We start from the raw sequence: 24,220 nt of genomic DNA, 5'->3' as shown, positions 1-24,220 counted from the left end.
TTTAGCTGACAAAGTCTTTTAATATAAATTTGTTCCTAATCTAATTTCAGACAATATTCTAGTAATGGAAAATATCTATAAAAATAACTACAAACTAATTATTACTTATTCGATAATTGGTATTCTTTCTGGTTTTTCAAGTTTTTTATTTATAGCTCTAGTTAATCAAATTATTAGTTTATCGATATCTGAGGTTATGCCAAAAGAACATAATTATATGCTATTTTTTGCTCTAATAATAGCATTATTTTTTATGACGAAGAGATTGTTATCAGAAGGGGTTATAGAAATTTCTCAGACTATATTTTGGGATATTAGATCGTATGTTGTGAAAGCTATAATAGTGTCACCATATCTTAAAGTAAAAAATATGAAAGATGAAATATACTCAGCTTTGACTGCTGATGTCGCTAATATTACCAATGCGTCTTTAGTAATTATTAGTTTTACTTCGTCTGTAATATTAACAATATCTTCATTCATTTATTTGTGGTATTTATCTGTTCCTCTATTTATCATTAGTGCGTTTATTATTTCAATTGGCCTTCTGGGATATTATTTTGTCTCAAAATCTGGGAATAAGCATTTTGTCGATGTAAGAGCTATAGAGCAAAAGTTTATGCATCAATTTGACGGAATTTTAAGTGGTAATAAAGAAATTAAAGTAAATCGAGAAAAAGGTGAAGAGATTTTTAGTAAAGGAGTTTATCCTTTATTGAAAAGAGGGAAAGAAAAAAATATTGTAGCATACATAGGTTATTTAAATAGTCAGTTAATCAGTCAAGTTTTATTTTATATTATTGTCATATTTATTCTTTTGTTTGTAGGAGATTTTTTTGACGTTTCACTAGGAACATCAATAAGTTTTGTTTTTGCATTACTATTTTTATTTAGCCCTATAGTAACAATAATGCTTGCAATTCCCCCTTTAAATCAAGGGCTCATTTCTTATAATAAGTTAAAAGATTTAAAGAAGAAGTTAGAATATGAAGAATTTAATAATTCGTATTTAAACTCAAATAATGATTCTCCTAAGGTTTTTAAACAAGTAAGATTTGAAAATTGTTTTTATCAATATTTAGACACCTCGTTCGAAGTCGGTCCCTTTGATTTAACAATTAATGCAAATGAGATTATATTTGTTTATGGTGGAAACGGTGCAGGTAAAACTACATTTATTTATATGTTGTTGAATTTATTCACCCCTGATAAAGGATCTATTTACTTTAAGGATGATGAACCTGAATCATCAGAAAAAGTCAGTCAATTATTTTCTCCAGTGTTTAGTGATTTTTATTTATTCGATGATTTCTATGGAATTAAGAATTTTGATCTAGAAAAAGTAAGTTCCTTATTAAAATTGTTTGAACTACATGATAAAGTAAAAATAAAAGAAGGAAAGTTTTCTACATTAGACCTTTCGGCAGGTCAAAGAAAACGGCTAGCGTTAATAGTTGCGGTGTTAGAAGATCGACCAATTTTAGTTTTAGATGAGTGGGCAGCAGATCAAGACCCATATTTTAGAAAAAAGTTCTATACTGAAATTATCCACAAAATAGTACAAGAAGAAAACAAAACGATAATTGCCATTACTCATGATGACAATTATTATCAAGAGGCTGATAGACTTTTTAAAATGGATTATGGAAAATTAGAAGAGATTAACAGCGAGAACACATTACAAACAAAAAATAATATTTTGACATAATGAAAATTGGTAGACTTTCAGTTGCCTTATCCATATCACTTTTATGGATATTTGCTACAAACTATGCATTCTTCCCAATAAGTGATATAGCAAGCTTATTAACATTTAAATCTGGGCTTTTAGGGGTGAATACTTCCAGTGATATGGAGTCAGAGGTTGGTTCTGTAAAAGAATTAATGATCAAAATTGATACATATGGAATTCCATATATATATTCTGAAAACGATAATGATATAGCTTATGGTTTAGGTTATATGCATGCTAAAGATCGTTATTTCCAAATGGAACTAATGATAAAAATGGTTAAAGGAGAGTTGTCAGAAATTTTAGGTGAACGTGTTCTTGGTTCGGATAATTTCTGGAGACCCTTTGAATTTGATGGTAAAGCTAAAGAAGTTCTCGAAGAGTTTAAAACTAGTTCACCTGAATTATATTCCTATTTATTGAATTACAGTGAAGGAATTAACAAATATTTAGAAAAAAATAGAACTAATGATCCATTATATAAAATATTCAATTTAGAACCGCAAAAGTGGAAACCTGAATACAGCCTCTTGACAGCATGGTATATGAGTAGTAACTTGGCCTACTTTGACTATCATGGTGAACGTCAAGAATTATTAGACAAAGTTCCTAACGAAATTTTGGATATTTTATATCCTCAAAGGTCAGATGAATTGAAAACAATTCTACCCTCTAATAACAAAGTTTCAATTCTAAAAGAACCGTCTCAATTAGAAAAAGTCGCATTAAATGGATTGTTGGTATCAACTACCAAATTCAATACCGATATAGGAAGTAATAATTGGGTGGTAAATAGCTTAAAATCAAACACAAAGGAGCCGTTAATTGTAAATGACCCGCACTTATTTCTTACATTACCAGGAGCTTTTTATGAAGTTGGCTTATTTGGAAATACAATAAAGTCCTATGGCTATACAATTCCAGGTGTCCCTGTGGTCATAAGCGGTCATAACACTACAATATCTTGGGGAATTACCAATGGAGAATGGGACTTAACAGATCGTTATTTGCTAAAAACAAAAAATGATAGTTTATATCTTTATCAAGGGAACTGGATTCCTTTTCAAGAAAAACAGTATAGTATTGAAGTAAGAGGAAAAGAAAAAGAAGTCTTCAATATAAAGAGCACTATACATGGTCGGGTTATTAAGGAAGATAGTACATATTATGCACAGAAATGGTACCCCTCTTCTAAAAACTATTCTATAAAGGCTCTATTTAATGTAATGAAGTCTAAATCATTTAATGAGTTTAAGAATGTCTTAAAAATTTATGACTATCCTCCTCAAAATTTTATTTATGCTGATGTAAGAGATACCATTGGTATTGTATGTGCCGGAAAATTACCGAAAAGACCTCAAGGTTTTCAGGGAGGTCTACTTGATGGTACTTTAAAACCATTAAGTGAAGGATATATAACAAAACAATGGGAGACCAGTAATCCGAGGAAAAACTACCTTTTTTCTGCCAACCAACTTCCTATACAAAATGACTATTATTTTGGAGCTCATTGGCACAAAGATAGCTACAGAGTAAACCATATTGATAATATTTTGAATAATAAAAACAATTGGAGTGTAGAGGATTTTATGGTGATGCAGCTTGATGAGGTGGATATTTCCTTCCTTCATTTAAAAGAAGTGTTTTTGGATCAATTGTCAAACCCAGAAATAAGTAGTATTGGTGAGGCCATATTAAACTGGGATGGTAATATGAAAAGTAATTCTAAAGAGGCTTACATATATGAAATATTAAGAAGAAGTACAGAAATAGAGGCACGGAGGTTCGCTCAGCAAGAACTGGGAGTTCAGCAATCACCATCTATGGAATCGTTCTTAAATTATTTAGATCATGAAATTTCCACTAAAGGCCAGTACAGCAACAAAGAAACGATTATAAATAATATTTTAAGAAAAACAGACTCAATGCTTGCTCAAGGAAATGATAAAAACGACAAAGCGTATAATAGTATTAGTGAAGTAATTATAAATAATATCTCTTTTTTACCTGGATTTGAGTACAAAGTATTGGATGCAGGCGGTAATAAAAATACTATTAATATGAATGCTTCTGCGCATCCTACATTTAGGTCCATATATAAGATGAAAGCTAATAATATTAAAGGTTATACAATTATGGCTGGTGGTCAAAGTGGAAAATTAAACTCAAAAAACTATGCAGATCAGATTAATGGTTGGAAAAACGGCAACTATAAGGAAACTCAGTTTGTTGAAAATCCAGAGGAATTGAAAAATATTACTACTACTATATACTTTAAATAATGAATATCATTAAAAATATATTGCCAATTGCAATAGCCTTGATTCCTCAAATAATATTTGAAAACTACACATATGTGTTAATATCTATAATAATAATAGGCTTTATCAGCGGGTGGTTTCTTAATGACAAGAAGATTTTCTTAAAAGCACTTATCCTTCAGCTAGTATTTTTTACGATTTTGTATTGCATAACCAATAAAAATATCTCCTACTTGAATAATGTTGCAGAAAATTTAGGTATGCCAGCATTCATCATACCAGTAATTTTTATATTATTCAATACACTGAATTTTTCTATTTTGTTTTCATTTGGATATAGGCTTCAAAAATTAACTTTTAATAACTCTTTATTATAAATTTGATGAAAGTTTTAGCTTTTCCTTTTGCAGGTGGGAATAAATACTCTTTTGATTTTTTAAGGCCAAATCTTAATCAGAAAATTCAATTTAAAGTTTTAGAATATGCTGGTAGGGGTGAGAGAATTTCAGAAAAACCAATGGAATCTATAGATAGTATAGTAGATGATTTATGGCAAAGCACTCTAAATTTTATTAAAGATACGCCGTATATTATTTATGGACATAGTATGGGAGCTTTAATAGCTTTTTTAATGTGTCATCAAATACAAAAGAAAGGTTTAAAGAAACCATCCAAGCTCATTGTGTCAGGTAGAAAGCCATTTTATCCCGAAAAAAAAGAAAAAATATGGTGTTATCCAAGTGAACAATTTTGGAATGAACTAATAAGTTTGGGCGGTATTCCAGAAGAAATACAGCAAGAGACATCTTTAAGAGAATTTTTTGAGCCAATAATTAGGGCAGACTTTAAGGCTGTGGAAGAATATTTTCATGGAAGAATGCATACGCTAGATATTCCAATCGAAGTATTATATGGAGATGAAGAATTAGATGGAGAGGATGACTATTTGGGCTGGAATAAAAAGACAACTAATACAGTAAATTTTTATCCTTTTAAAGGAAATCATTTTTTTATACACAATCATGCTCAAGTTATCGCAAACCATTTTATTTAAGGATTTTAATAAATATAGTAAAAAGTCATTTTTTAGTTCAGATATTATTGTCCTCAAAGCCTCTTATAAGAATCCATTTGAAAGTGAAAATTGGGATACTCTAATTAATTTACTCTCGGCTGATTTAAAAGATGAAGTTGAAAAATATGTAAAATGGGAAGACCAGCACAATACACTAATCGGCAAATTATTAGTCTATATTGCCTATAACATAGTAAAAAGTGAGGAATTAAAATTTGAAGATTATAGAAGAGACAAAAACAATAAGCCCTTTTTGCAAGATTCAACTTTTAATTTTAACATTTCTCATTCAGATAAAACAATTTTGTGTGTTATTTCTAAATCTAATGTTCAAATTGGAATTGATATTGAAAAAATAAAAAACCTAGATGTTAAAGGATTTAAAAACGTGCTTCATTATGATGAGTTTAACAAAATAATGCAGACTAATGACATTGATTTATTTTATAAATACTGGACAAGAAAAGAAGCATATACTAAAGCCATTGGGAATGGAATTACTATCCCTTTGGATAGCATTAACACAACTAAGAATATGATTTATGAAGGTGAACATAATTACTATTTAAAATCATATAAAATAAATAAATATTATTGTTCCTTAGCTTATACTAAAAAAGGAAGTAAAATAAATTGGATAGAGATTAAATTTTAAATTGAACAGGCTAATTTCTCTGACGGAGTTTAATATACAGACAGAAATCTATCTTTAATAGCATTTTGTAATAATTTCGGTGTATATTCTGAACAAAGAAGATAATCTTTTACATTTGGATTAATCCATAGAATTTCTTTTCTATTATTATCAACATATTTCAAAACACAGCATTTAGCTTCTTCATCATCACTCCACCATTGAGATTTGTGTTGATTTTTTGCAGCATCTTCTCCTGCATATACCATAATACCTGGTCGCTCTTTTGTGTTTTTATATTTCATGGCTAAAACATTATGTATTGCAGAGGCGCAATGCATAATACCAGTACATGGGCCAAACACAAATTTCACATAATTACTAGATAGCAGGCTTAATTCATGTCTAAATTTAAGTTCATTAGCAAAAATTAATCTATCCCTATATTTAGCACCAAGCCATTCATTATAAAATAGCAATTTCCCTATACCATTTTCATCAAAAACTAATAATTTATTCGATTCATTTTCTAGAAAAAATTCAATCATTTTAAAATGGACTTCTATTGTTAACAATTTCTCTTTTAAAGAAGCACTATCTATAATAATTATTACTTTTTCATGAGGTTTAACACCATTTTGTCTTAACCATTCATCTGCCCATTCTATTTCTTCGTCTAAAATAAATATTTCCTTTTTTAAGGATATATTATTTTGCTCTTGCCTAATAAAGTTAAATAATTTATGATAGTTTGGTATACCGCTATATTCTTCTTCATCAAACTTTAAATAATCAGTAAGTGAAAATACACCCGTCTTAAAGTTACCGATTTGTAATTCACTACTGTAATTATTTACTATTTCTGTAAACAAGTCTTTATCACTTCCTACTGCAATAATTAAATCATAATCAATAAAATTCAGGGAACTGAGATTCTCAGAAATGCGCTCATCAACATATGGATTATGCTGTAGTATAGCAATGTCAATCCGATGATGAAGATTAATAGTTATTTTGGAATTAAAAAAATAATTACGAATTAGTTTTAAATAAGTTAAAAATACTACAGAGTCACCTATAAAATATTTCTGAGCTTTATAATTAATAAGTACTTTTGGAGCTCCTCTATTTATACCATTATTGATATCATTGATTTGTCTTAAAGTTGAATTATATGTAATCTGCGAATACTTCATTTAAATAAATTTATTACCTAACTTAGGTGACATAGTTTATAATTAATCCGTTTTAGTAGAATAATGTTCATTCCTAGGACATTATTCAGAAATCTAAAAATACATTTTTAGAAAATACTTTCCAATCTCATTATGAATATCTTCAATGTCAATCCGTTTTACCTTAAACGTAACAAATAAATATATTCAACATTATAACTTTTATTTCATTACCACTCCCTTTATTTATATAACATCTGCTACCATTAATGAAATCCACATCTTGCCAGTTCATGTCTTATGCTATATTAACTTTTAATTGAATTTGGCTAGGTTCAGCTTTATTGGGTTATTATCTATTGATGAATCATTTTTCAATAAAAAGGCAATTTAAAAACACGTCATTTATAGTAACCGAATTTACAGATAAAACCGATTATTATGAAAAAGTTTATGCTTTTTATTATTAGCTATCTAAGAAGTTTGAGAAACTATCTGTTAACTTAGGCTTACGAACAGAAATATCAGGCATAGATATATCTTCTCAAGCAAATATTTTTAGTAATAATTAAGAATTATATAGATTGGTTTCCATCTGTATTTTTAAATTATGTGTTTGATGAAAAAAGCAAAATTCAATTTTTCAGCCTCTAGACGTGTAAACCGTCCTAGAAGTTGAATGATAGTGTCTTTTTCTACCTTTACAGATGAGCGAAATATTTTTATAGGAAATACAGATATTAATCCGTCTTCTGTAGTAGCCACAGAGCTAAGTTATACAATTAAGATTTCTAATAAATTTTGCCTATACCATAAATTATTTTATAGAAATACTGCTAATGAGATGTTATTTTTTCTAGAAAAACAACAGATAACTATTGGTAGTGAAACTCAAGATATCTTTGCATCTACAATTGCAAATATTGGGAATTATACTGCTTATGGCACAGAATTACGTGTTTCATATAAACCTTTTAACTGGTGGCATATGTATGGAGAACTCGTTTTAAATAGATTTAGACAAAGAGGTTCGTTTAGAGGAGCAAGTTTTGATGGTGATGGTTTATTAGTCTCTAGAAGATACAATACAAAATTATTATCGAGGTCAAATAGAAACAGGTCAATATAGACGAAAAGAGGTTTATGAGATGAATATTGGTATTAGTAATGATATTTTTAAAGGTAATGGATCTATAGCTTTTAATGTTAGAGATTCTTTCAATTCCAATAAACGCTTAGTGACCACATTTGGCTCAGATTTTACAAGTGATTTAGAATTACAATATCGAGTTCGTCAAATAAACTTGTCTCTCACCTATAGATTTAATCAAAAACAGCACAGAGGTAAAAAAGGGAATTAATATGATTATTTTGAAATAATTAATTAAAACCTTATCAATTTAAGGTACATCCTAATCAGATCAGTTTGCAAGAAATAATTTTAAATTTTAATAGATACTGATTTTGAAAGTATTAGGCTAATATCTTCCCTCAAAAAGTTTGAACTTTGTCCGTTTAAGGTCACGAATAAACAAGAAAAGGTTAAGAGAAATTGAGTTTACTCAAAATTTCTTTTAACCTTTTCTTATTTTCAAAGCGGAGCTTTGAGGGATGCGCGCAGCGAATCTTGTTCGTGAGTATCAATAAATAATTAAAGATCTAAACTCAAAAAGTTTGAACTCTGTCCCTTCGAGGTCACTAAACGGGATTTTTCAAAATCATTTTGAAAAATCCCGCTTTTATTTTCTGCTAACTTATCTGATGAACAGGCTATTTGAGCAAAAATAGAGTTTCCTCTAAAAGTTTGAACTCACTTGTTTTTGACGTCGTACCTTAATTCCTTTTTAATTACTATTTGCTGAGGCTTTCTTTTCACTTCAATATTTCCCTACTTTTACGCCTTTATGGATTCACTGACACAAATAGTGCTTGGAGCAGCAGTAGGAGAGGCTGTTTTAGGTAATAAAGTAGGTAATAAGGCAATGTTATATGGTGCTATTGCTGGAACTATTCCAGATTTAGATGTACTTGCTTCTCATTTTACCGATACGGTTACCGCACTTTCTATGCATCGTGGTTTTACACATTCCATTGTTTTTTCAGTAGTGTTTGCGCCTATTTTGGGTTGGCTTGTTTCTAGGTATGAAAAATATAAAGATATAAAAGGCTGGTCGTGGTTGTTCTTTTGGGCATTTGTGACGCATCCTATTCTTGATTCCTACACCACATGGGGAACACAGTTGTTCTGGCCATTTGATTTAAGGCTTGCGTTTAAAACTATTTTTGTCGTGGATCCACTTTATACAGTGCCATTTTTAGTGTTTTTGATTCTTGCTATGAGGCAAAAACGTACTGCGAGCAAAAGAAGCTTTTATAATAAAATGGGATTGATAGTAAGTTCTTCTTATCTGGTAGTGACTTGTTTTTTAAAGTGGGCCGCATATTCTCAGTTTCAAGAAGCCTTAGCTACTCAAAACATTGATTATATCCAGATGGATACAAGGCCTGCTGCGTTAAATACCATTTTATGGAATGCAAATGTAGAGGTAGAAGATGCCTATTTATTAGCCGATTATTCTTTTCTCGACTCACAACCCATCAGTTTTGAATCTTATCCTAAAAATCACCAGCTATTAGGAGAGCTAATTCATGATGAGTCTGTCCAAAGTATGATCCACAATTCTGAAAACTGGTACACGATCACTAAAAAAGAGGACCAGCTTTATTTCAACGATCTTAGATTTGGTCTTTTAAGTACCGAGCCACAATCTCAGGATTTTGTTTTTCAATATTTAATAGAAGTAAACGATTCGGGAAAAGTAGAATTTACAGAGGTAAAAGGAGAGCGCAATCCTCAGAAACTACTGTCACAATTATGGACACGCTTAAAAGGTAATTAGAGGTGTTTATTATGAATATCGCTTTCGCGAAAGCGAGATAATTATACATTCATTAGAGTGTAAAGAAACTACTATAATACTTGCCAATTAGGCGAGAAATATGTCGCTCTTCCACCTAGTTGTATTTTTTTGATCTCGTCATTGGTATGAAAACAAATGCCGCCTTCTTCTCTAAAATGCATCAAAAAATCTTGAGGAAAATCGCTATAATGTGCGTCTTTTTCAATGGCTACTTCGATGACTTTTTTCATCGCGTTAAAGACATCTTCTATGCCTTTTTCCATCATGTTTTCCACTTTAATTTTAGGATGGGTTTTTGCTTGGTATAAAATCTCGTCTGCCATCCAGTTGCCTACACCAGCACAAACGCTTTGATCTAGAAGTACTTTTTTAATGTGTGTTTTGCGAGTTTTTAATGAATTCTTGAAATCGTCTAAGCTCAATTCTCTGGCATCATCACTCAGGCCATGTTCTTCTTTATACTCTTGTATATCATCGATTAAATCCCACCATCCAAATTTTCTTTTATTCTCAAAAGCAAAATGAAAATCGTTATCAAAAGTCAGGACAATGTGACCAAATTTAGGTCGGTCTTCTTTTGACTTATAGTATTTAGGACGACCAGTCATCCCAAAATGCATCACCAGTACTTTCTCGCCGCTTGTCTCAATAAACAAATATTTACCTATTCGAACGGTATTGACTAGTTGTTCTCCTACCAGAAACGTTTCAAAATCGGCTGCAGGTTTTTTGAATAATCTTTTATCTCGGCAATCGATGGAAGTGATTTTTTTATGGAGGCAGGTACTGTCTATATAAACTTTATAACCATGGACTTCTGGTAATTCGGGCATGATGTTTTTGTTTAAAATTAAAGGAAATAGTTACAACTAATAGTGCATTTCATATTTCATTAAGAAATCTACCACCTTTTCTTCTGGCATTTCACAAGGCTTGATTATGCTTTTAGATTTCAACGTGTAATAATTTAAACTTATAAAATCTGTACCACCCAATTCTTCAGCATAAACCTTGTGGCTTTTGCCATTATTATAGTCTGTACTAGTAACGCCATAACTTTTGCCGTGATACTTAACGATGGAATATCCTACTGGTAATAAATGGATTCTTTTAAGGATCATAGTTAGATAATATTTCCGCTTTCGCGAAAGCTGGATAAAACGCCCTATAAACTAAATACATTTAGTGAGCTACCAAATCATAAACCTGAGAAGCGATTTCTAATTCTTCATTAGTTGGAATCACGAGAACCTTAACTTTGGAATCAGAGTTCTGAATCTCTCTTATTTTTCCAGCTCGTTCATCATTTTTATCCTGATCTAATTGAATACCCAAGAAGTCCATATCACTACAAGCCATTTTTCTAATTAGAGCAGAGTTTTCACCTATTCCAGCGGTAAAAATGATAGCATCTACACCATTCATTGCAGCCGCATAAGCGCCTATGTATTTTTTGATGCGGTAGGCATTCATTTCAAGCGCTAGCTGGCAATTCTTGTCGCCATTTGCAGCTTTTTCTTGAATATCTCTCAAATCTACATGACCGGTGAGACCTAGCATGCCACTCTCTTTAGTCAGCATTTTTTCAACATCTTCGATTTCATATCCTAGTTTATGGACAAGGTGAAAAATAATTGCATGATCTATGTCACCACTACGAGAACCCATGATCAGGCCGTTTGATGGTGCAAAACCCAGACTTGTATCCACACTTTTGCCATTCAAAACAGCAGTCATGCTGCAACCATTACCTAGATGGATAGAAATTATTTTAGACGATTCAAGTTTTAGGTGGTCCAATGCTTTTGCTGTTACATATTTATGACTTGTTCCATGAAAGCCATAAATCTGGATATCATTTTCGTCATAGAACTTATTTGATAACGCATATTTTTTTACTTTAACAGGCATGGTTTGATGAAAAGCAGTGTCAAAAACAGCTATTTGTTTTGCCTCAGGAAATAGTTCTTCGGCGATAAGAATTCCTTCTAGATTATGCGGATTATGCAATGGTGCCAAGGAAGAAAATTCTTTGATCTTCTCTTTTACTTCCTCATTGATAAGTGTTGTATCGGTAAATAATTTACCACCATGAACCACTCTATGACCTACCGCATGGATTTCATTCACAATAGTAATAACTCCTTTATCGTGGTCTAGTAATAAAGAAACAATCTTTGTCAAACCATTCTTATGAGTAGTAACATCAGTTTCTTTTTTAAATTCTGTAGCATCCGTTTTATAAGAAAGAATAGCATCTTTTCCACCTATACGTTCTACCATACCGCTGCAAACAACTTTTCCTTGAGGAAGTTGTAGTAGCTGGAATTTTATAGAAGAACTGCCTGCGTTTAATACTAAAATATTCATCGATGTCGTCTTAAAAGTTTTCTTGAGCTTGGATGGCAGTAACTACCACTGTGTTAAAGATATCTTCAACCGTGCAGCCTCTACTTAAGTCATTTACAGGTTTGTTCAATCCTTGAATAATAGGTCCTATGGCAAGTGCTTTAGTCTCTCGTTGTACCGCTTTATAGGTGTTATTTCCAGTATTTAAATCAGGGAAAATAAAGACATTTGCCTGTCCAGCCACTTCGGAATCTGGCATTTTAGTCTTTCCTACCTTCATATCTACCGCCGCATCATATTGTATAGGACCTTCTACTTTTAGATCTGGTCGCATTTTTTTTACAATACTCGTAGCTTCTCTTACACGTTCAACATCTTCACCTACACCAGAGCTACCAGAAGAGTAGGAGAGCATCGCAATTTTAGGATCAATCTGGAAAGCTTCACTTGTTGCGGCAGATGATATCGCAATTTCAGCGAGTTGTTGCGCAGTTGGATTTGGGTTGATCGCGCAATCTCCATAAACAGAAACTCGATCTTCTAGACACATAAAGAATACAGAAGATACTATTGACGCATCTGGTTTAGTTTTAATGAATTGTAAAGCCGGTAAAATGGTATGTTGCGTAGTGTGTACAGCTCCAGATACCATTCCGTCTGCTTTTCCTTGATATACCATCATGGTTCCATAATAGGAGACATCTTCCATGAGGTCTTTTGCCATCGCAAGATTGACATTTTTGTGTTTTCTTAGTTCGTATAACGCTTTCGCGAAAGCGAGAAAATCATCACTCTTTGCTGGATCAATTACAGTCACTTTACCCAGATCTAGCTGAATATCTAAAGCAGCAATTTTATCAGCTATTTGTTTTCTATCGCCCAATAAAGTGATGTCAACTGCATTGATATCGGTAAGTTGTTTTGTGGCTCTCAAAATACGTTCGTCCATACCTTCAGGAAGGACGATGTGTTTTTTATGAGTTTTGGCCTTTTTCAATAAGTTATATTGAAACATTCTAGGTGTTACTTTTTCTGTTTTGAAAGTGATCAATCGTTCTACTAACGCATCAACATTGACATGCTTTTCAAAATCCTTAATGGAAGATTGAATTTTCTGCGTGTTTTCTGCATAGATCTGTGATTTAATGTCACCTATCCTGTTTGTAACCGAGTACGTACCGCCTTGAACGGAGATCACAGGAACGACATCAGAAAGTCCTTCAATTAATTTGGTAATGGATTCTTCAGGTACTAAACCACCTGTAAGAACAATACCAGAAATCGAAGGATAATTTGCAGAAATATTTGCCTGCAAAGCGCCTAATATAATATCTGCTCTATCTCCTGGGGTTATAACAAGCCCGTTGTCTTTCAAGTGAGTCAAGTAGTTGCGCAACTGCATCGCTCCAACGCTGAAATATCCTGCTTGATTGTTCAAATAATTTTCTCCAAAAAGCACTGTTGCATCTAATACATCTACAATTTCTTTTATGGAAGGATTTGCCAAAATAGGATTGAGCGGTATTGCATTAACGATGACTTGTTGAGGTAACTTTTTCTGAAGGTTAGACACCACAAGATGAGCATTTTCTTCCATCACTTTGTTTGCAATCACAGCGAGTACTTCAACGCCTTTATCTTTAAAGGAGTCAAATGCGATGCGCAAACTTCCCGTTAGATCTTCTAAAGATTTATCTACACCACTTGCCAAAATTATAGCAGGAACTCCTAAGTTTCTAGCGATAGCCACATTGATATCAAACTCAATAAGAGAACCTTCACCGCTAAAACTTGTACCTTCTATTAACACATAATCATATTGCTCTTCAACCGCTTTGTACTTTTCAATAATCTTGCTGATTATTTCATCCTCTTGATCTAAGTTTTTCATAGCAATTACCTCTCCACGAGTAAAAGCATAAGCGTCTTCAAATTTGAGATCTAAATTAAAATACGAGATAATGGTCTTGATATGATTATCCATTTTACCGGATTCAAAATCGTCTATAATAGGCCGGAAGTAACCTACTTTAGGCGTCTTACTAAGCAAAAGTTGCATTAAACCGAGTGAAACAATGGACTTACCACTATGTGGTTCTATAGTGGTGATATAAATAGCTTTGTTAGTCATATGATAGTAATGATATAGGTCTATATAATAGGTCGACTATAAAAATAATACTATCAAATAGAACCGTCTAAATAGTGCTCGTATTTCTCTAATAAATTTAATTTGAATCGAGACATTTTAACATGTCTTTGCTTTGCGAATAGCATGTAGATGAGAAAAATTGACTTATAATAATAAAAAAGAGTCCAAGATTACTCAAGGACTCTTAAGGGTGGAAGACGGGACTCGAACCCGCGACTTCCGGCACCACAAACCAGCGCTCTAACCAACTGAGCTACAACCACCATATCAATGTGAGTTTTATTAAAGTGGGTCTCAAGAATTCAACCACTCGCTTTAAGCGGATGCAAATTTAATATAATTCTCAATACTGAGAATATAAATGATGTTTTTTTTTGATTTTTTTAAATCAGGTCAAAAAGGCTGTTTACCGCTGGATGTCTTTCACTAATAAACCCTTCAGCATGTTCAGTTCCTATGATTCTTCCAAAGTTTGCGCTTCGATATTTAATAGAGTCTAAGAAATTTTTAGAATTAATAGGAGTTTTAGGGCCTTTATCATCGGGATTATAAAATTGCGTCCCATAAGCCTGAACTGCGGCCATTTTTCCGTCAATAAATCCAGATATATCTACAACAAAATCAGGCTCTAAGTCCAACCACTGAATGTAGTGATAAACATGTTTAGGTCTCCAGTGCTCTTGTTTATCACCATCTAGAAAGGTTTCAATACGTTTTAGTCCAGAAAGGAAACAGCTTACACTAGCTAATTCAGATCCTTTTGCATGATCTGGATGTCTATCTATTATCGCGTTACAAAGAACTATTTCAGGTTTATACTTTCTAATTATCTTGATGATTTCTAGTTGGTGTTCTTCGTCATTAGTGAAAAATCCATCTTTGAAAGCTAGATTTTCTCTAGCTGAAAGCTTGAGAATTTTTGCAGCATTAGCTGCTTCTTGATCTCTAATTACAGCACTACCTCTTGACCCTAACTCACCTCTTGTTAAATCTAATACTCCTGTTTTTTTTCCTAATGATTGTTCTTTAAGAAGAACTCCTGCACAACTCAATTCTACGTCGTCTGGATGTGCGCCTATGGCTAGTATATCTAATTTCATGTTTTTAATTTTGCGTTAGAATTGAAAGTGGTTATTTGCTTATTTACAATTGCTCGGTTTACAGAGGCAACTTTCAACCTTTCCGACTAAAACTCGCTATCGCTCGTGTTAGCCACCTTTCCTTTTCTAAGGAAAGGAGTTTTTTTAGTGGTAATTAATAATTTTTTCTGCTTTTGTCAATCGCATTATTTCATTTCTTATGTTCTTAAGCCGTTCATCCCAACTAAGCAGCTTCAACGTTTGAAACTAATATCTTTCAACCTTTCCGACTAAAACTCGCTACCGCTCGTGTAAGCCACCTTTTCTTTTCTAAGGAAAGGAGTTTTTGATTATATTGATTTATACCTTAAAACAAAGGTATTTATTTACTTCTACTGTTATTGATGGCGTTTTCAAGGTCGGCTATTAGGATGCTGGCTTCTTCTATTCCTACAGAAAACCTCAAAAGTCGATCAGAGATGCCTTGTTCTTTTCTTTCTTCTGGAGTTAATAAGCTGTGAGAAGTAGTGGTAGGTGCTAAAATTGTACTCTCCACACCAGCAAGGCTCAATGCTGGAAATATGACCTCTAGTAGCTCTAAGAAAAGGGTTTCATTTATATGATCTTCTAATTCAAATGACATCATGCCGCCATATGCTTTCATTTGCTTTTTGGCAAGTGTGTATTGTGGATGAGATTTTAATCCTGGATAATTTACTTTTTTTATGTCGGGATGCTTTTCTAAAAACCGCGCTATTTTCTTTGCGGTTTTAGATTGTTGCTTCACTCTTAATCCTAAAGTTTTTATACTTCGCTCTAAAAGGTAAACAGTCTGGTCACTTAAACTTCCTCCATAATTTTTTGCAGTTTTCCACAGTTGATCCATGTGCTGCTGACTACAACTTACCGTTCCTGCACAAATATCGCTGTGACCGCCTAAATATTTAGTCGCACTATGTATAATGATATCGATACCAAAATCGGCTGGATTCTGATTAATAGGAGAAGCAAAAGTATTGTCAATGACGCTTGTTAAGGAGTTCGCTTTCGCGAAAGCGGAAACCAAAGTCATATCTGTAACCTCTAATAACGGATTACTAGGTGTTTCCATGTACACCATTTTAGTACTGGACTTTAAGGCAGTTTGCAAGCTTTCTTTATTTACATGTTCGATCATGGTGAACTCAATACCTAGTTTCTCAAATTCTGCCGCGACAAAATGTGATGTACCGCCATAAATGGCTCGTTGTAAAATGATGTGATCACCAGTTTTTAAAAATGCGAGAAAAACGGCACTAATTGCAGCCATACCACTACCGAAAATCATTCCAGCCTCTGTATGTTCTAAAGCTGCCATTTTCTTACCTAACGCTACCTGATTAGGTGTGTTGAAATAACGCGGATATAAATTTGTTCCTTCACCGCGGTAATCATAAGCAGTTGATGTGTAAATAGGAGCTGTCGCGCCACCGTAAATCGTGTCTTTTAACTGTCCAGCATGGACGCAAAGGTAATTAGGATGCTGTTTTTCTTTCATGGTGTCGAAATTACTAAGATAGTAAGTGGTAAAAGTAAATTAAATGTGAAATATGAGACTTTGCGCAAAGTTATAATTGATCGTATAAAGTTCCTTTTATTATTTGAGAGTTAATTATCTTCACGCTATGAGCACACTTTTTACAAATATCAAGGAATTAATTCAAGTACGCGAACATGGAAAAGATCTCTTACGTGGCAAACAGATGGATGAATTGCCTTCTATCAAAAACGCCTTTTTATGGATAGAAGATGGTCTCATCAAAGATTATGGAAGTATGGATGAATTTCATCCACATCCTGCAGAAGAAGTTTATGATTGCACCGGTAAAATCATTACTCCAGGTTATGTAGATAGTCATACACATTTAGTATTTGCAGGTACGCGTGAGAAGGAATTTGAAGATAGAATTCATGGATTGACTTATGAAGAAATTGCTGTCCGTGGTGGTGGTATTCTGAATAGTGCGGCCGCTTTAGGAAAAATGACAGAAGATGAGCTTTTTGAACAAGCTCGTTTACGACTGGATGAAGTCGTTGCTCAAGGAACTACTGCTATAGAAATTAAAAGTGGTTATGGACTGAGTGTAGAAAGTGAATTGAAAATATTGAGAGTTGTATCTCGCTTGCGCGAAAGCGGAACAACCACCCATCATATTATACCAATTAAAAGAACTTTTCTGGGAGCACATGCTTTTCCTGAGAAATATAAGAATGATCGAGAAGGATATATCAAGTTGATTATTCATGAGATGTTGCCTAAAATAGGCGAAGAAAAACTAGCCGATTATATTGATGTTTTTTGCGAGACCAATTATTTTACAGTAGATGAGATGTTGCGCATTATTGAGGCAGGAAGTGCTTATGGTTTAAAAGCAAAAGTTCATGTGAATCAGTTTACTTCTTTGGGCGCTATCGATGCTGCTGTAAAAGCAGGAGCAGTAAGTGTCGATCACCTGGAAGTGATGGAATCGACAGATTTTATGGCGTTATCAAAGGCAAAAACAATTGCCACGGCATTACCTAGCTGTTCGTTTTTTCTAGGATTAGATTATGCCCCTGTAAATGAAATGATCGATCGAGATATTGCTGTTTCTCTGGCAAGTGATTACAACCCAGGAAGTACGCCATCTGGAAATTTAAATTTTGTATTCTCATTAGCCTGCATAAAAATGAAGATGACACCACAACGTGCTTTTAATGCGTTAACAGTGAATGCAGCTCATGCTTTAGAAATGCAAGATGAATTAGGTAGTATTACTAAGGGAAAAAGAGCCAATCTTTTGATCTTTAAGAATATTGAGAGTATAGCTGCTGTTCCTTATAATTTTGGTCAGGTTGTGATTGATCAAGTGGTTATTGATGGGGTATTTATTTAGCCTATCCTAAATCCTTTCCAAAGGAAAGGACTTTATTACACCTTGGTTTAAATTAGGAGAGATTTATCATATAGTGTTTATGTTCAGTCTACTAGTAAAATATAATAATGACGTTATAGTTAAATATCATATTTTTGAATTGAAGTTATGAGCAAGCATTTTACCCTTTTTACAGAAGAGCATCGAGATCATTATGTTTCTAATCGTTATGATCTGAATGATGCAGATAGTTTAGAATCAGAAGATGACGCAATTTCTTTTGCTCAATCCCTAGAAATTTGTGTTGATACTGAAGAACTTTCTAACGTGAAAGCAAAATATATTCTCATTGGTATTCCAGAAGACATAGGAGTGCGCGCAAATATGGGTAGAGCAGGCGCGAGTGAAGCGTGGAACGCTTTTTTGAAATCCTTTTTGAGCTTACAACAAACATCAGTTAATGATGTAAGTCGCTTTTGTATTTTAGGAAATGTATTCACAGAAGATTTAATGAATCAGGCAAAGGATTTGAATCCATCAAAACATAAAGATAGAAAACAGTTTAGTGACCTTGTTTCTTTGTTAGATCAGCGAGTGAGTGAAATCGCTACTAAAATTATGGAAGCTGGTAAAGTACCCATAGTTATAGGTGGTGGACATAATAATTGTTATCCATTACTTAGAGCTTGTGGTTATTCTAAACCAGTAGATTGTATTAATATAGATGCACATACAGATCTAAGAGCTGCAAAAGGAAGGCATAGTGGCAATGGTTTTAATCATGCAATTCATGATGGTTATTTAAAGTCTTACTATATACTAGGTATTCAAGAAAATTATTTGAGCCAGCCTATGGTGGATCTTATAGACTCAAATTTAAATATCAATTATAGTCCCTATGGATCCATTAATGGTCTTGCAGATAGCGCTGCTCAAGTAGCGCTTCAACATATAGACTCATCAAGATTTTCTTTAGAAATAGATATGGACGTAGTGGCAAATTTTCCATCTAGTGCGCAATCTCCAGTAGGGTATTCATTTCAAGAAGTAAGAAGTTTAATAAGCGAGATTATTAAGCAAGCATCTTCTTTTCCTACATACATTCATATATGTGAGGCAGCACCAAAATATGGTTATGAAAACCAAGTAGGTAAGGCGCTAGCAACTTTAGTAAATGACCTTCCTTAGTATGGTAGGTTTATATTCTTTTTCAGATAATTGGCAATTAATGTTTCTGCCAATTTTCTTAACCGTTTTTTGGTTGTTGTTTGTATTGAAAAACCTTTCTAGTTTCAGAAAAGAGTTCCAAAATATGGATCGTAAAGAACGATCTTCAGAGTTGGGTCAGTTACAAATCAATGATTTAAAGAAAAAGTACTTTTTGAGGTCTATAATTGGTTTGATTGCTTGTGTGATCTTTTATGTTTTGGTGTACTTCATTTATTCTTAAAGCGACTACCATTGATTTTAATTTTATTTTGGCTAAAAACAATTGAGGTGTCTATAACTTTGGATCAACTTAAAAATTAATCAAATGAAAAAATTATGGATCACATTAATGGCTGTTTCATTACTAGCCGCTTCATGTAAAGAAAATAAAGAAGAAGTTGTCGAGGAAGAAACGATGACCTCAGAGGTAGTTACAGAGAACAGTGAAGAAGCCATGAACGAGATTGAAATAATGCCTATTTCACATGCTACTTTTGTAATGAACTGGGACGGACAGATTATTTATGTAGATCCTGTAGGTGGAGCAGCCTCTTTTGAAGGTATGCCAGAGGCTGAAATTATCTTAGTGACTGATATTCATGGAGACCATATGAATGAAGAAACACTTAAGTCGGTAAAAACAGAGAAGAATTTTCTTTTTGCACCTCAAGCTGTTTCTGATAAATTATCTGACGATTTAAAGCCTCTAATAGTTGTTAATAACGGTGAAACTACTACAAGAAATGAATTAAAAATTACAGCTATTCCTATGTATAATATTACAGAAGGAAGACTAGATAAACACGTAAAAGGTAGAGGTAATGGTTATGTACTTGAGAAAAACGGTTACAGAGTATATATATCTGGCGATACAGAAGATATTCCAGAGATGCGATCTTTAGATAACATTGATAAAGCTTTTGTGTGTATGAATTTACCATACACGATGGATATCAATCAAGCTGCAAGCGCCGTATTAGATTTCACTCCTAAAGAAGTAATTCCTTATCATTACAGAGGTACTGATGGTTTTCAGGATGTAGAAAAATTTAAGTCTATGGTAAATGAAAAGAACGACGATATTGAGGTAACTTTAATGGAATGGTATCCTATAAAAGGATAGTACCTCACTTAAAATCAGTAAAAAGGGAATTACTTCTACAGGTAGTTCCCTTTTTTTATGATTTCTATTTTGAGAAGTTCCGCTTTCGCGAAAGCGAGATTACAACATAATAACACTATGTAAAAAACACCTCGTACAAATATCTTCCAGGTACAAATGTAAAACCGCCTGCAATCATTAACGCTCCTATGTAAAGCAGCACCATTTTTATTTTATGTTTTTTGATTTGTCCTTTTCTTACGGCAATTAAAGCGGTAGGAATAGACCAAAGAGTTAGAAAACTAAACAAATGAATCCACCCAAAATGTCCTAAAAATTGTGGTCCAACCATCGCAGGCATAAATAATGAAACAATGGCGGTAATGACCATGGAAAGCATGTAATACTTACCTAGTAACTTATGCCATCTGGTTCCTTTTCTGAAGAATAGTAAATAAGCTCCTACAAAAACGCAAGGAATCACTGTGATGAGATGCGTGTACATCAATACGGTATATAAAGTAGAATAATGGTCTGTCATGGTTGCTTGTTTCTATAAAGATAACGAACTATGAAAGTAAACTATCTAGATTATTTACTCAACTGTCTCAAAAAGAGTGTGAACTGTCAAATTTTAACTGCTGCAAAATAAAAATTCCCCAAGCTATGCTCGAGGAATTTTAAAAAAAATAATCTAATGAATTAAAGATTAACCTATAATTTCATTTAAAGTGGCGCTAGGTCTCATCGCTGCATTTTCTTTATCAGCATCTGGCTTGTAATAACCGCCTATATCCATTGATTTTCCTTGAACTTCAATTAATTCTTTAGTAATTTTTTCTTCATTTTCAACTAGCTTGTTTGCAAGTGAACTGAATTGTGCAGCAAGATCTTCATCTCCTTTTTGGTTTGCCAGTTCTTGAGCCCAGTAAGAAGCTAGATAATAATGAGAACCTCTGTTGTCTAATTCATTTACTTTACGTGAAGGAGATTTTCTGTTCGTTAGAAATTTCTCAGTAGCCGTAGTTAATGCGTCAGCGATAATTTGTGCTTTGTTGTTATCGTACGCCTCAGCAAGATGTTCTAATGATACTGCAAGCGCAAGAAATTCTCCTAAAGAATCCCAACGCAAGTGATTTTCTTGTTCAAATTGTTGCACGTGTTTAGGAGCACTTCCTCCAGCTCCAGTTTCAAATAATCCACCACCGTTCATTAATGGTACGATAGAAAGCATTTTTGCACTAGTTCCTACTTCTAGAATAGGGAATAAGTCTGTATTGTAATCTCTAAGTACATTTCCTGTAACAGATATGGTGTTGAGACCATCTTTTAATCTTTCTAACGTACGCTCTGTAGCTTTTATAGGAGAAGCAATCGTGATATCAAGACCGTTTGTATCGTGATCTTTAAGGTATAGATTTACCTTTTTAATTATTTCGGCATCGTGAGCTCTGTTTTCATCTAGCCAAAAAATTGCTGGATCACCAGTTGCTTTTGCTCTAGAAACGGCAAGCTTTACCCAATCTTGAACTGGAGCATCTTTAGTTTGACATGCTCTCCATATATCGCCAGCCTCAACTGTATGTTCTAAATATACAGTTCCGTCTTGATCTACAACTTGTATTTTACCACCGTAACCTATTTCAAATGTTTTATCATGAGAACCGTATTCTTCTGCCTTTTGAGCCATAAGACCTACGTTAGGAACAGTACCCATTGTAGTAGGATCAAATGCACCATTCTTTTTACAGAACTCTATAGTCGCATCATAAACTCCAGCATAAGAGCTATCTGGAATAACCGCTTTAGTATCTTGAGATTTTCCTTCACTATTCCACATTTGACCAGAGTTTCTAATCATCGCTGGCATAGAAGCATCAATGATCACATCACTAGGTACATGTAGGTTTGTAATTCCATGATCGCTATTTACCATGGCAAGAGAAGGTCTTGTTTTATAAACGTCTCTTAAAGCATCTTTAATCTCTTCTCTTTCTAATTCTGGTAAATCGTGAAGCTTACTTAATAAATCTCCTAAACCATTATTTACATCTACACCTAACTTATTGAATGTAGAAGAGTATTGATCAAACAACGGTTTAAAGAAAGCTTCAACAGCATGACCAAAAATAATTGGGTCAGAGACCTTCATCATCGTTGCTTTCATGTGTAAAGAAAAAAGAACATCTTTCTCTAACGCATCATCAATTTCTTCTTCTAAGAATTCAATTAATGCATTTTTACTCATGTAAGTAGCATCTAGAATTTCTCCCTTTTGTAGAGCAAGTCCAGACTTTAGTACATGAGTACGATCTGCCTTATCGATCAATTGAATGTTAACAGTTGTGTCTTTTGTAGTTGTAAAGCTTTTTTCATTGTGTGCAAAATCTCCATGTGACATAGTAGAAACATGAGATTTTGAATCTTTACTCCATTCACCCATCGAGTGAGGATTATTGCGCGCATATTGCTTTACTGGCTTAGGCGCACGACGGTCAGAATTACCTTCACGTAAAACTGGATTAACCGCACTACCTTTTATTTTATCGTATCTCTTTTTTGATTCTTTTTCTTCTTCAGTTTCTGGATCTTCTAGATAGTCTGGAATATCATAACCCTTTGCTTGTAATTCTTTGATAGCTGCCACAAGTTGAGGTACAGAAGCCGAGATATTAGGTAATTTGATCACATTAGCCTCTGGATTCTTTACTAGATTTCCTAATTCAGCTAACGCATCTTCTTGCTTTTGACCTTCCTTTAATCTTTCTGGGAAAACAGCAAGGATTCTCCCGGCAAGGGATATATCTCTAGTTTCTACATCTATTCCAGCAGGTGCAAGAAACTTTTTAACGATAGGTAGAAAAGAAGCAGTTGCAAGTGCTGGTGCTTCGTCTGTTTTAGTATAAATGATCTTAGGTTGATCTGACATGTGTTATGGGATTATAATTAATTATTAATAATCGTTTTTTAACGATTATGCCTCAATTCACGAGAAATGCAAAGATAAGGTTTCAACTAGATTTTTAAAAGAGCTTTAGCTTATGCTTGTGATAACAAATGCAATGCGAAATTGCTATTTTAAGAAGGTTCAAATTGTTTAAATATTAATTTGGACGCCCTGAAATTATGAAATACTCAATAGTTGTATGAATAGCTTGGTTTTTTTCTCGCTTTCGCGAAAGCGTACTTTTTCAAAAACGATAGCAAAAGCAATTTTGAATTAGTGGTATAAAAAAAGCTGCCCTTTTGGACAGCTTTTATAAGTATGAGAAAGAAGATTATTTTCTTCTTGCTTCTTTGATACGTGCTTTCTTACCAGTAAGTTCTCTGAAGTAGAAAATACGTTTTCTACGTACAGCACCTTGCTTGTTGATTTCAATTTTTTGAATGGCAGGTAAGTTCACAGGGAAGATACGTTCTACACCGATGCCGCCAGACATTTTTCTAATCGTAAAAGTTTTTGTGTGACCAGTTCCTCTTAACTGAAGTACAACACCACGGAAAAACTGTGTACGGCTTTTTTCACCTTCTTTAATCTCGTAATAAACAGTGATGGTATCACCTGCTGAGAATTTTGGTAAATCTTTTCTTTCTATGAATTCGTCTTGAACGAATTTTACTAAATTTTCCATCTAAT

Annotated in this window: 20 protein-coding genes and 1 tRNA gene; 10 read left to right on the top strand and 11 right to left on the bottom strand. The window is 33.4% G+C overall.

Annotation, left to right across the window (positions count from 1 at the left end; genetic code table 11):
- The first annotated feature begins 64 nt into the window (after positions 1–64).
- The 4 genes from DDD_RS00710 (at position 65) to DDD_RS00690 (ending at position 5,723) form a co-directional block, all read left to right on the top strand.
- A complete protein-coding gene (locus tag DDD_RS00710; RefSeq protein ID WP_041566814.1) occupies positions 65–1,708 on the top strand; it encodes a cyclic peptide export ABC transporter in 1,644 nt (547 codons plus the stop codon).
- Positions 1,708–4,014 carry a penicillin acylase family protein gene (locus DDD_RS00705; protein WP_015360773.1) on the top strand — a complete coding sequence of 769 codons (2,307 nt, stop codon included), beginning with the start codon at positions 1,708–1,710 and terminating at the stop codon, positions 4,012–4,014. The genes DDD_RS00710 and DDD_RS00705 overlap by 1 nt, the downstream gene beginning before the upstream one ends.
- A gap of 361 nt (positions 4,015–4,375) precedes the next feature.
- Entirely contained in the window at positions 4,376–5,047 is a 672-nt protein-coding gene (locus DDD_RS00695; RefSeq protein WP_015360771.1) for a thioesterase II family protein, read from the top strand.
- Positions 5,016–5,723 (top strand): 4'-phosphopantetheinyl transferase family protein, encoded by a 708-nt coding sequence (locus tag DDD_RS00690; RefSeq protein WP_015360770.1) that lies wholly within the window; start codon positions 5,016–5,018, stop codon positions 5,721–5,723. Before DDD_RS00695 ends, DDD_RS00690 begins: the two co-directional genes overlap by 32 nt.
- 29 nt (positions 5,724–5,752) lie before the next feature.
- Here the strand turns inward: DDD_RS00690 and DDD_RS00685 are convergent, their stop codons facing one another.
- Positions 5,753–6,898, bottom strand: a complete 1,146-nt coding sequence (locus DDD_RS00685) for a glycosyltransferase family 9 protein (RefSeq protein WP_015360769.1) — start codon at positions 6,896–6,898, stop codon at positions 5,753–5,755.
- 658 nt (positions 6,899–7,556) lie between these two features.
- On the opposite strand from DDD_RS00685, the gene DDD_RS00680 reads away from it, so the two are divergent.
- The 3 genes from DDD_RS00680 (at position 7,557) to DDD_RS00670 (ending at position 9,777) form a co-directional block, all read left to right on the top strand.
- Positions 7,557–8,006 carry an outer membrane beta-barrel protein gene (locus DDD_RS00680; RefSeq protein ID WP_015360767.1) on the top strand — a complete coding sequence of 150 codons (450 nt, stop codon included), beginning with the start codon at positions 7,557–7,559 and terminating at the stop codon, positions 8,004–8,006.
- A 19-nt stretch (positions 8,007–8,025) separates the two neighbouring features.
- Positions 8,026–8,238, top strand: coding sequence for an outer membrane beta-barrel protein (locus tag DDD_RS18290; RefSeq protein WP_015360766.1), 213 nt, complete (start codon positions 8,026–8,028; stop codon positions 8,236–8,238).
- 543 nt (positions 8,239–8,781) lie between these two features.
- Positions 8,782–9,777, top strand: a complete 996-nt coding sequence (locus DDD_RS00670; protein WP_015360765.1) for a metal-dependent hydrolase — start codon at positions 8,782–8,784, stop codon at positions 9,775–9,777.
- Positions 9,778–9,848: 71 nt separating this feature from the next.
- Here DDD_RS00670 and DDD_RS00665 read toward each other — a convergent pair whose 3' ends face one another.
- From DDD_RS00665 to DDD_RS00635, 7 genes are all read right to left on the bottom strand, one after another.
- Positions 9,849–10,631, bottom strand: a complete 783-nt coding sequence (locus DDD_RS00665) for a DNA-formamidopyrimidine glycosylase family protein (protein WP_015360764.1) — start codon at positions 10,629–10,631, stop codon at positions 9,849–9,851.
- Positions 10,632–10,667: 36 nt separating this feature from the next.
- Positions 10,668–10,919 (bottom strand): hypothetical protein, encoded by a 252-nt coding sequence (locus DDD_RS00660; RefSeq protein ID WP_015360763.1) that lies wholly within the window; start codon positions 10,917–10,919, stop codon positions 10,668–10,670.
- Between the two features lie 61 nt (positions 10,920–10,980).
- Positions 10,981–12,168 carry an acetate/propionate family kinase gene (locus DDD_RS00655; protein ID WP_015360762.1) on the bottom strand — a complete coding sequence of 396 codons (1,188 nt, stop codon included), beginning with the start codon at positions 12,166–12,168 and terminating at the stop codon, positions 10,981–10,983.
- A 10-nt stretch (positions 12,169–12,178) separates the two neighbouring features.
- Positions 12,179–14,278, bottom strand: a complete 2,100-nt coding sequence (pta, locus tag DDD_RS00650; protein WP_015360761.1) for a phosphate acetyltransferase — start codon at positions 14,276–14,278, stop codon at positions 12,179–12,181.
- Between the two features lie 209 nt (positions 14,279–14,487).
- Positions 14,488–14,563: transfer RNA gene (locus DDD_RS00645), tRNA-His, on the bottom strand.
- 119 nt (positions 14,564–14,682) lie between these two features.
- Complete coding sequence (gene bshB1 / locus DDD_RS00640) at positions 14,683–15,399, bottom strand: bacillithiol biosynthesis deacetylase BshB1 (RefSeq protein ID WP_015360760.1); 717 nt, start codon at positions 15,397–15,399, stop codon at positions 14,683–14,685.
- Between the two features lie 361 nt (positions 15,400–15,760).
- Positions 15,761–16,915: a trans-sulfuration enzyme family protein gene (locus DDD_RS00635; RefSeq protein ID WP_015360759.1), complete on the bottom strand. Its 1,155-nt coding sequence runs from the start codon at positions 16,913–16,915 to the stop codon at positions 15,761–15,763.
- 127 nt (positions 16,916–17,042) lie between these two features.
- On the opposite strand from DDD_RS00635, the gene hutI reads away from it, so the two are divergent.
- The 3 genes from hutI to DDD_RS00615 all read left to right on the top strand — a co-directional run bounded on the left by hutI (position 17,043) and on the right by DDD_RS00615 (position 20,604).
- Complete coding sequence (hutI, locus tag DDD_RS00630) at positions 17,043–18,293, top strand: imidazolonepropionase (RefSeq protein ID WP_041566812.1); 1,251 nt, start codon at positions 17,043–17,045, stop codon at positions 18,291–18,293.
- 147 nt (positions 18,294–18,440) lie between these two features.
- Entirely contained in the window at positions 18,441–19,460 is a 1,020-nt protein-coding gene (locus tag DDD_RS00625; RefSeq protein ID WP_015360757.1) for a formimidoylglutamase, read from the top strand.
- 346 nt (positions 19,461–19,806) lie between these two features.
- Positions 19,807–20,604, top strand: coding sequence for an MBL fold metallo-hydrolase (locus tag DDD_RS00615; protein WP_015360755.1), 798 nt, complete (start codon positions 19,807–19,809; stop codon positions 20,602–20,604).
- 115 nt (positions 20,605–20,719) lie between these two features.
- Here DDD_RS00615 and DDD_RS00610 read toward each other — a convergent pair whose 3' ends face one another.
- The 3 genes from DDD_RS00610 to rplS all read right to left on the bottom strand — a co-directional run bounded on the left by DDD_RS00610 (position 20,720) and on the right by rplS (position 24,215).
- The gene (locus DDD_RS00610) at positions 20,720–21,124 is read right to left on the bottom strand and encodes a DUF2306 domain-containing protein (RefSeq protein WP_015360753.1); all 405 of its coding nucleotides are present in this window, start codon (positions 21,122–21,124) and stop codon (positions 20,720–20,722) included.
- A 168-nt stretch (positions 21,125–21,292) separates the two neighbouring features.
- Positions 21,293–23,512 (bottom strand): NADP-dependent isocitrate dehydrogenase, encoded by a 2,220-nt coding sequence (locus DDD_RS00605; protein ID WP_015360752.1) that lies wholly within the window; start codon positions 23,510–23,512, stop codon positions 21,293–21,295.
- 349 nt (positions 23,513–23,861) lie between these two features.
- Entirely contained in the window at positions 23,862–24,215 is a 354-nt protein-coding gene (gene rplS, locus DDD_RS00600) for a 50S ribosomal protein L19 (protein WP_015360751.1), read from the bottom strand.
- Positions 24,216–24,220 lie beyond the last annotated feature (5 nt).

Origin of the sequence: Nonlabens dokdonensis DSW-6, assembly GCF_000332115.1 — a bacterium.
GTDB lineage: Bacteria > Bacteroidota > Bacteroidia > Flavobacteriales > Flavobacteriaceae > Nonlabens > Nonlabens dokdonensis.
The sequence above is the reverse complement of the archived record's forward strand: the minus strand, read 5'-3'. Positions and strand labels throughout refer to the sequence as shown.

Coding starts and splice junctions, on each gene's coding strand:
- DDD_RS00710 (WP_041566814.1), top strand. CDS start 65: ATGGAAAATATCTATAAAAATAACTACAAACTAATTATTACTTATTCG.
- DDD_RS00705 (WP_015360773.1), top strand. CDS start 1,708: ATGAAAATTGGTAGACTTTCAGTTGCCTTATCCATATCACTTTTATGG.
- DDD_RS00695 (WP_015360771.1), top strand. CDS start 4,376: ATGAAAGTTTTAGCTTTTCCTTTTGCAGGTGGGAATAAATACTCTTTT.
- DDD_RS00690 (WP_015360770.1), top strand. CDS start 5,016: ATGCTCAAGTTATCGCAAACCATTTTATTTAAGGATTTTAATAAATAT.
- DDD_RS00685 (WP_015360769.1), bottom strand. CDS start 6,898: ATGAAGTATTCGCAGATTACATATAATTCAACTTTAAGACAAATCAAT.
- DDD_RS00680 (WP_015360767.1), top strand. CDS start 7,557: ATGATAGTGTCTTTTTCTACCTTTACAGATGAGCGAAATATTTTTATA.
- DDD_RS18290 (WP_015360766.1), top strand. CDS start 8,026: ATGAATATTGGTATTAGTAATGATATTTTTAAAGGTAATGGATCTATA.
- DDD_RS00670 (WP_015360765.1), top strand. CDS start 8,782: ATGGATTCACTGACACAAATAGTGCTTGGAGCAGCAGTAGGAGAGGCT.
- DDD_RS00665 (WP_015360764.1), bottom strand. CDS start 10,631: ATGCCCGAATTACCAGAAGTCCATGGTTATAAAGTTTATATAGACAGT.
- DDD_RS00660 (WP_015360763.1), bottom strand. CDS start 10,919: ATGATCCTTAAAAGAATCCATTTATTACCAGTAGGATATTCCATCGTT.
- DDD_RS00655 (WP_015360762.1), bottom strand. CDS start 12,168: ATGAATATTTTAGTATTAAACGCAGGCAGTTCTTCTATAAAATTCCAG.
- pta (WP_015360761.1), bottom strand. CDS start 14,278: ATGACTAACAAAGCTATTTATATCACCACTATAGAACCACATAGTGGT.
- bshB1 (WP_015360760.1), bottom strand. CDS start 15,399: ATGAAATTAGATATACTAGCCATAGGCGCACATCCAGACGACGTAGAA.
- DDD_RS00635 (WP_015360759.1), bottom strand. CDS start 16,915: ATGAAAGAAAAACAGCATCCTAATTACCTTTGCGTCCATGCTGGACAG.
- hutI (WP_041566812.1), top strand. CDS start 17,043: ATGAGCACACTTTTTACAAATATCAAGGAATTAATTCAAGTACGCGAA.
- DDD_RS00625 (WP_015360757.1), top strand. CDS start 18,441: ATGAGCAAGCATTTTACCCTTTTTACAGAAGAGCATCGAGATCATTAT.
- DDD_RS00615 (WP_015360755.1), top strand. CDS start 19,807: ATGAAAAAATTATGGATCACATTAATGGCTGTTTCATTACTAGCCGCT.
- DDD_RS00610 (WP_015360753.1), bottom strand. CDS start 21,124: ATGACAGACCATTATTCTACTTTATATACCGTATTGATGTACACGCAT.
- DDD_RS00605 (WP_015360752.1), bottom strand. CDS start 23,512: ATGTCAGATCAACCTAAGATCATTTATACTAAAACAGACGAAGCACCA.
- rplS (WP_015360751.1), bottom strand. CDS start 24,215: ATGGAAAATTTAGTAAAATTCGTTCAAGACGAATTCATAGAAAGAAAA.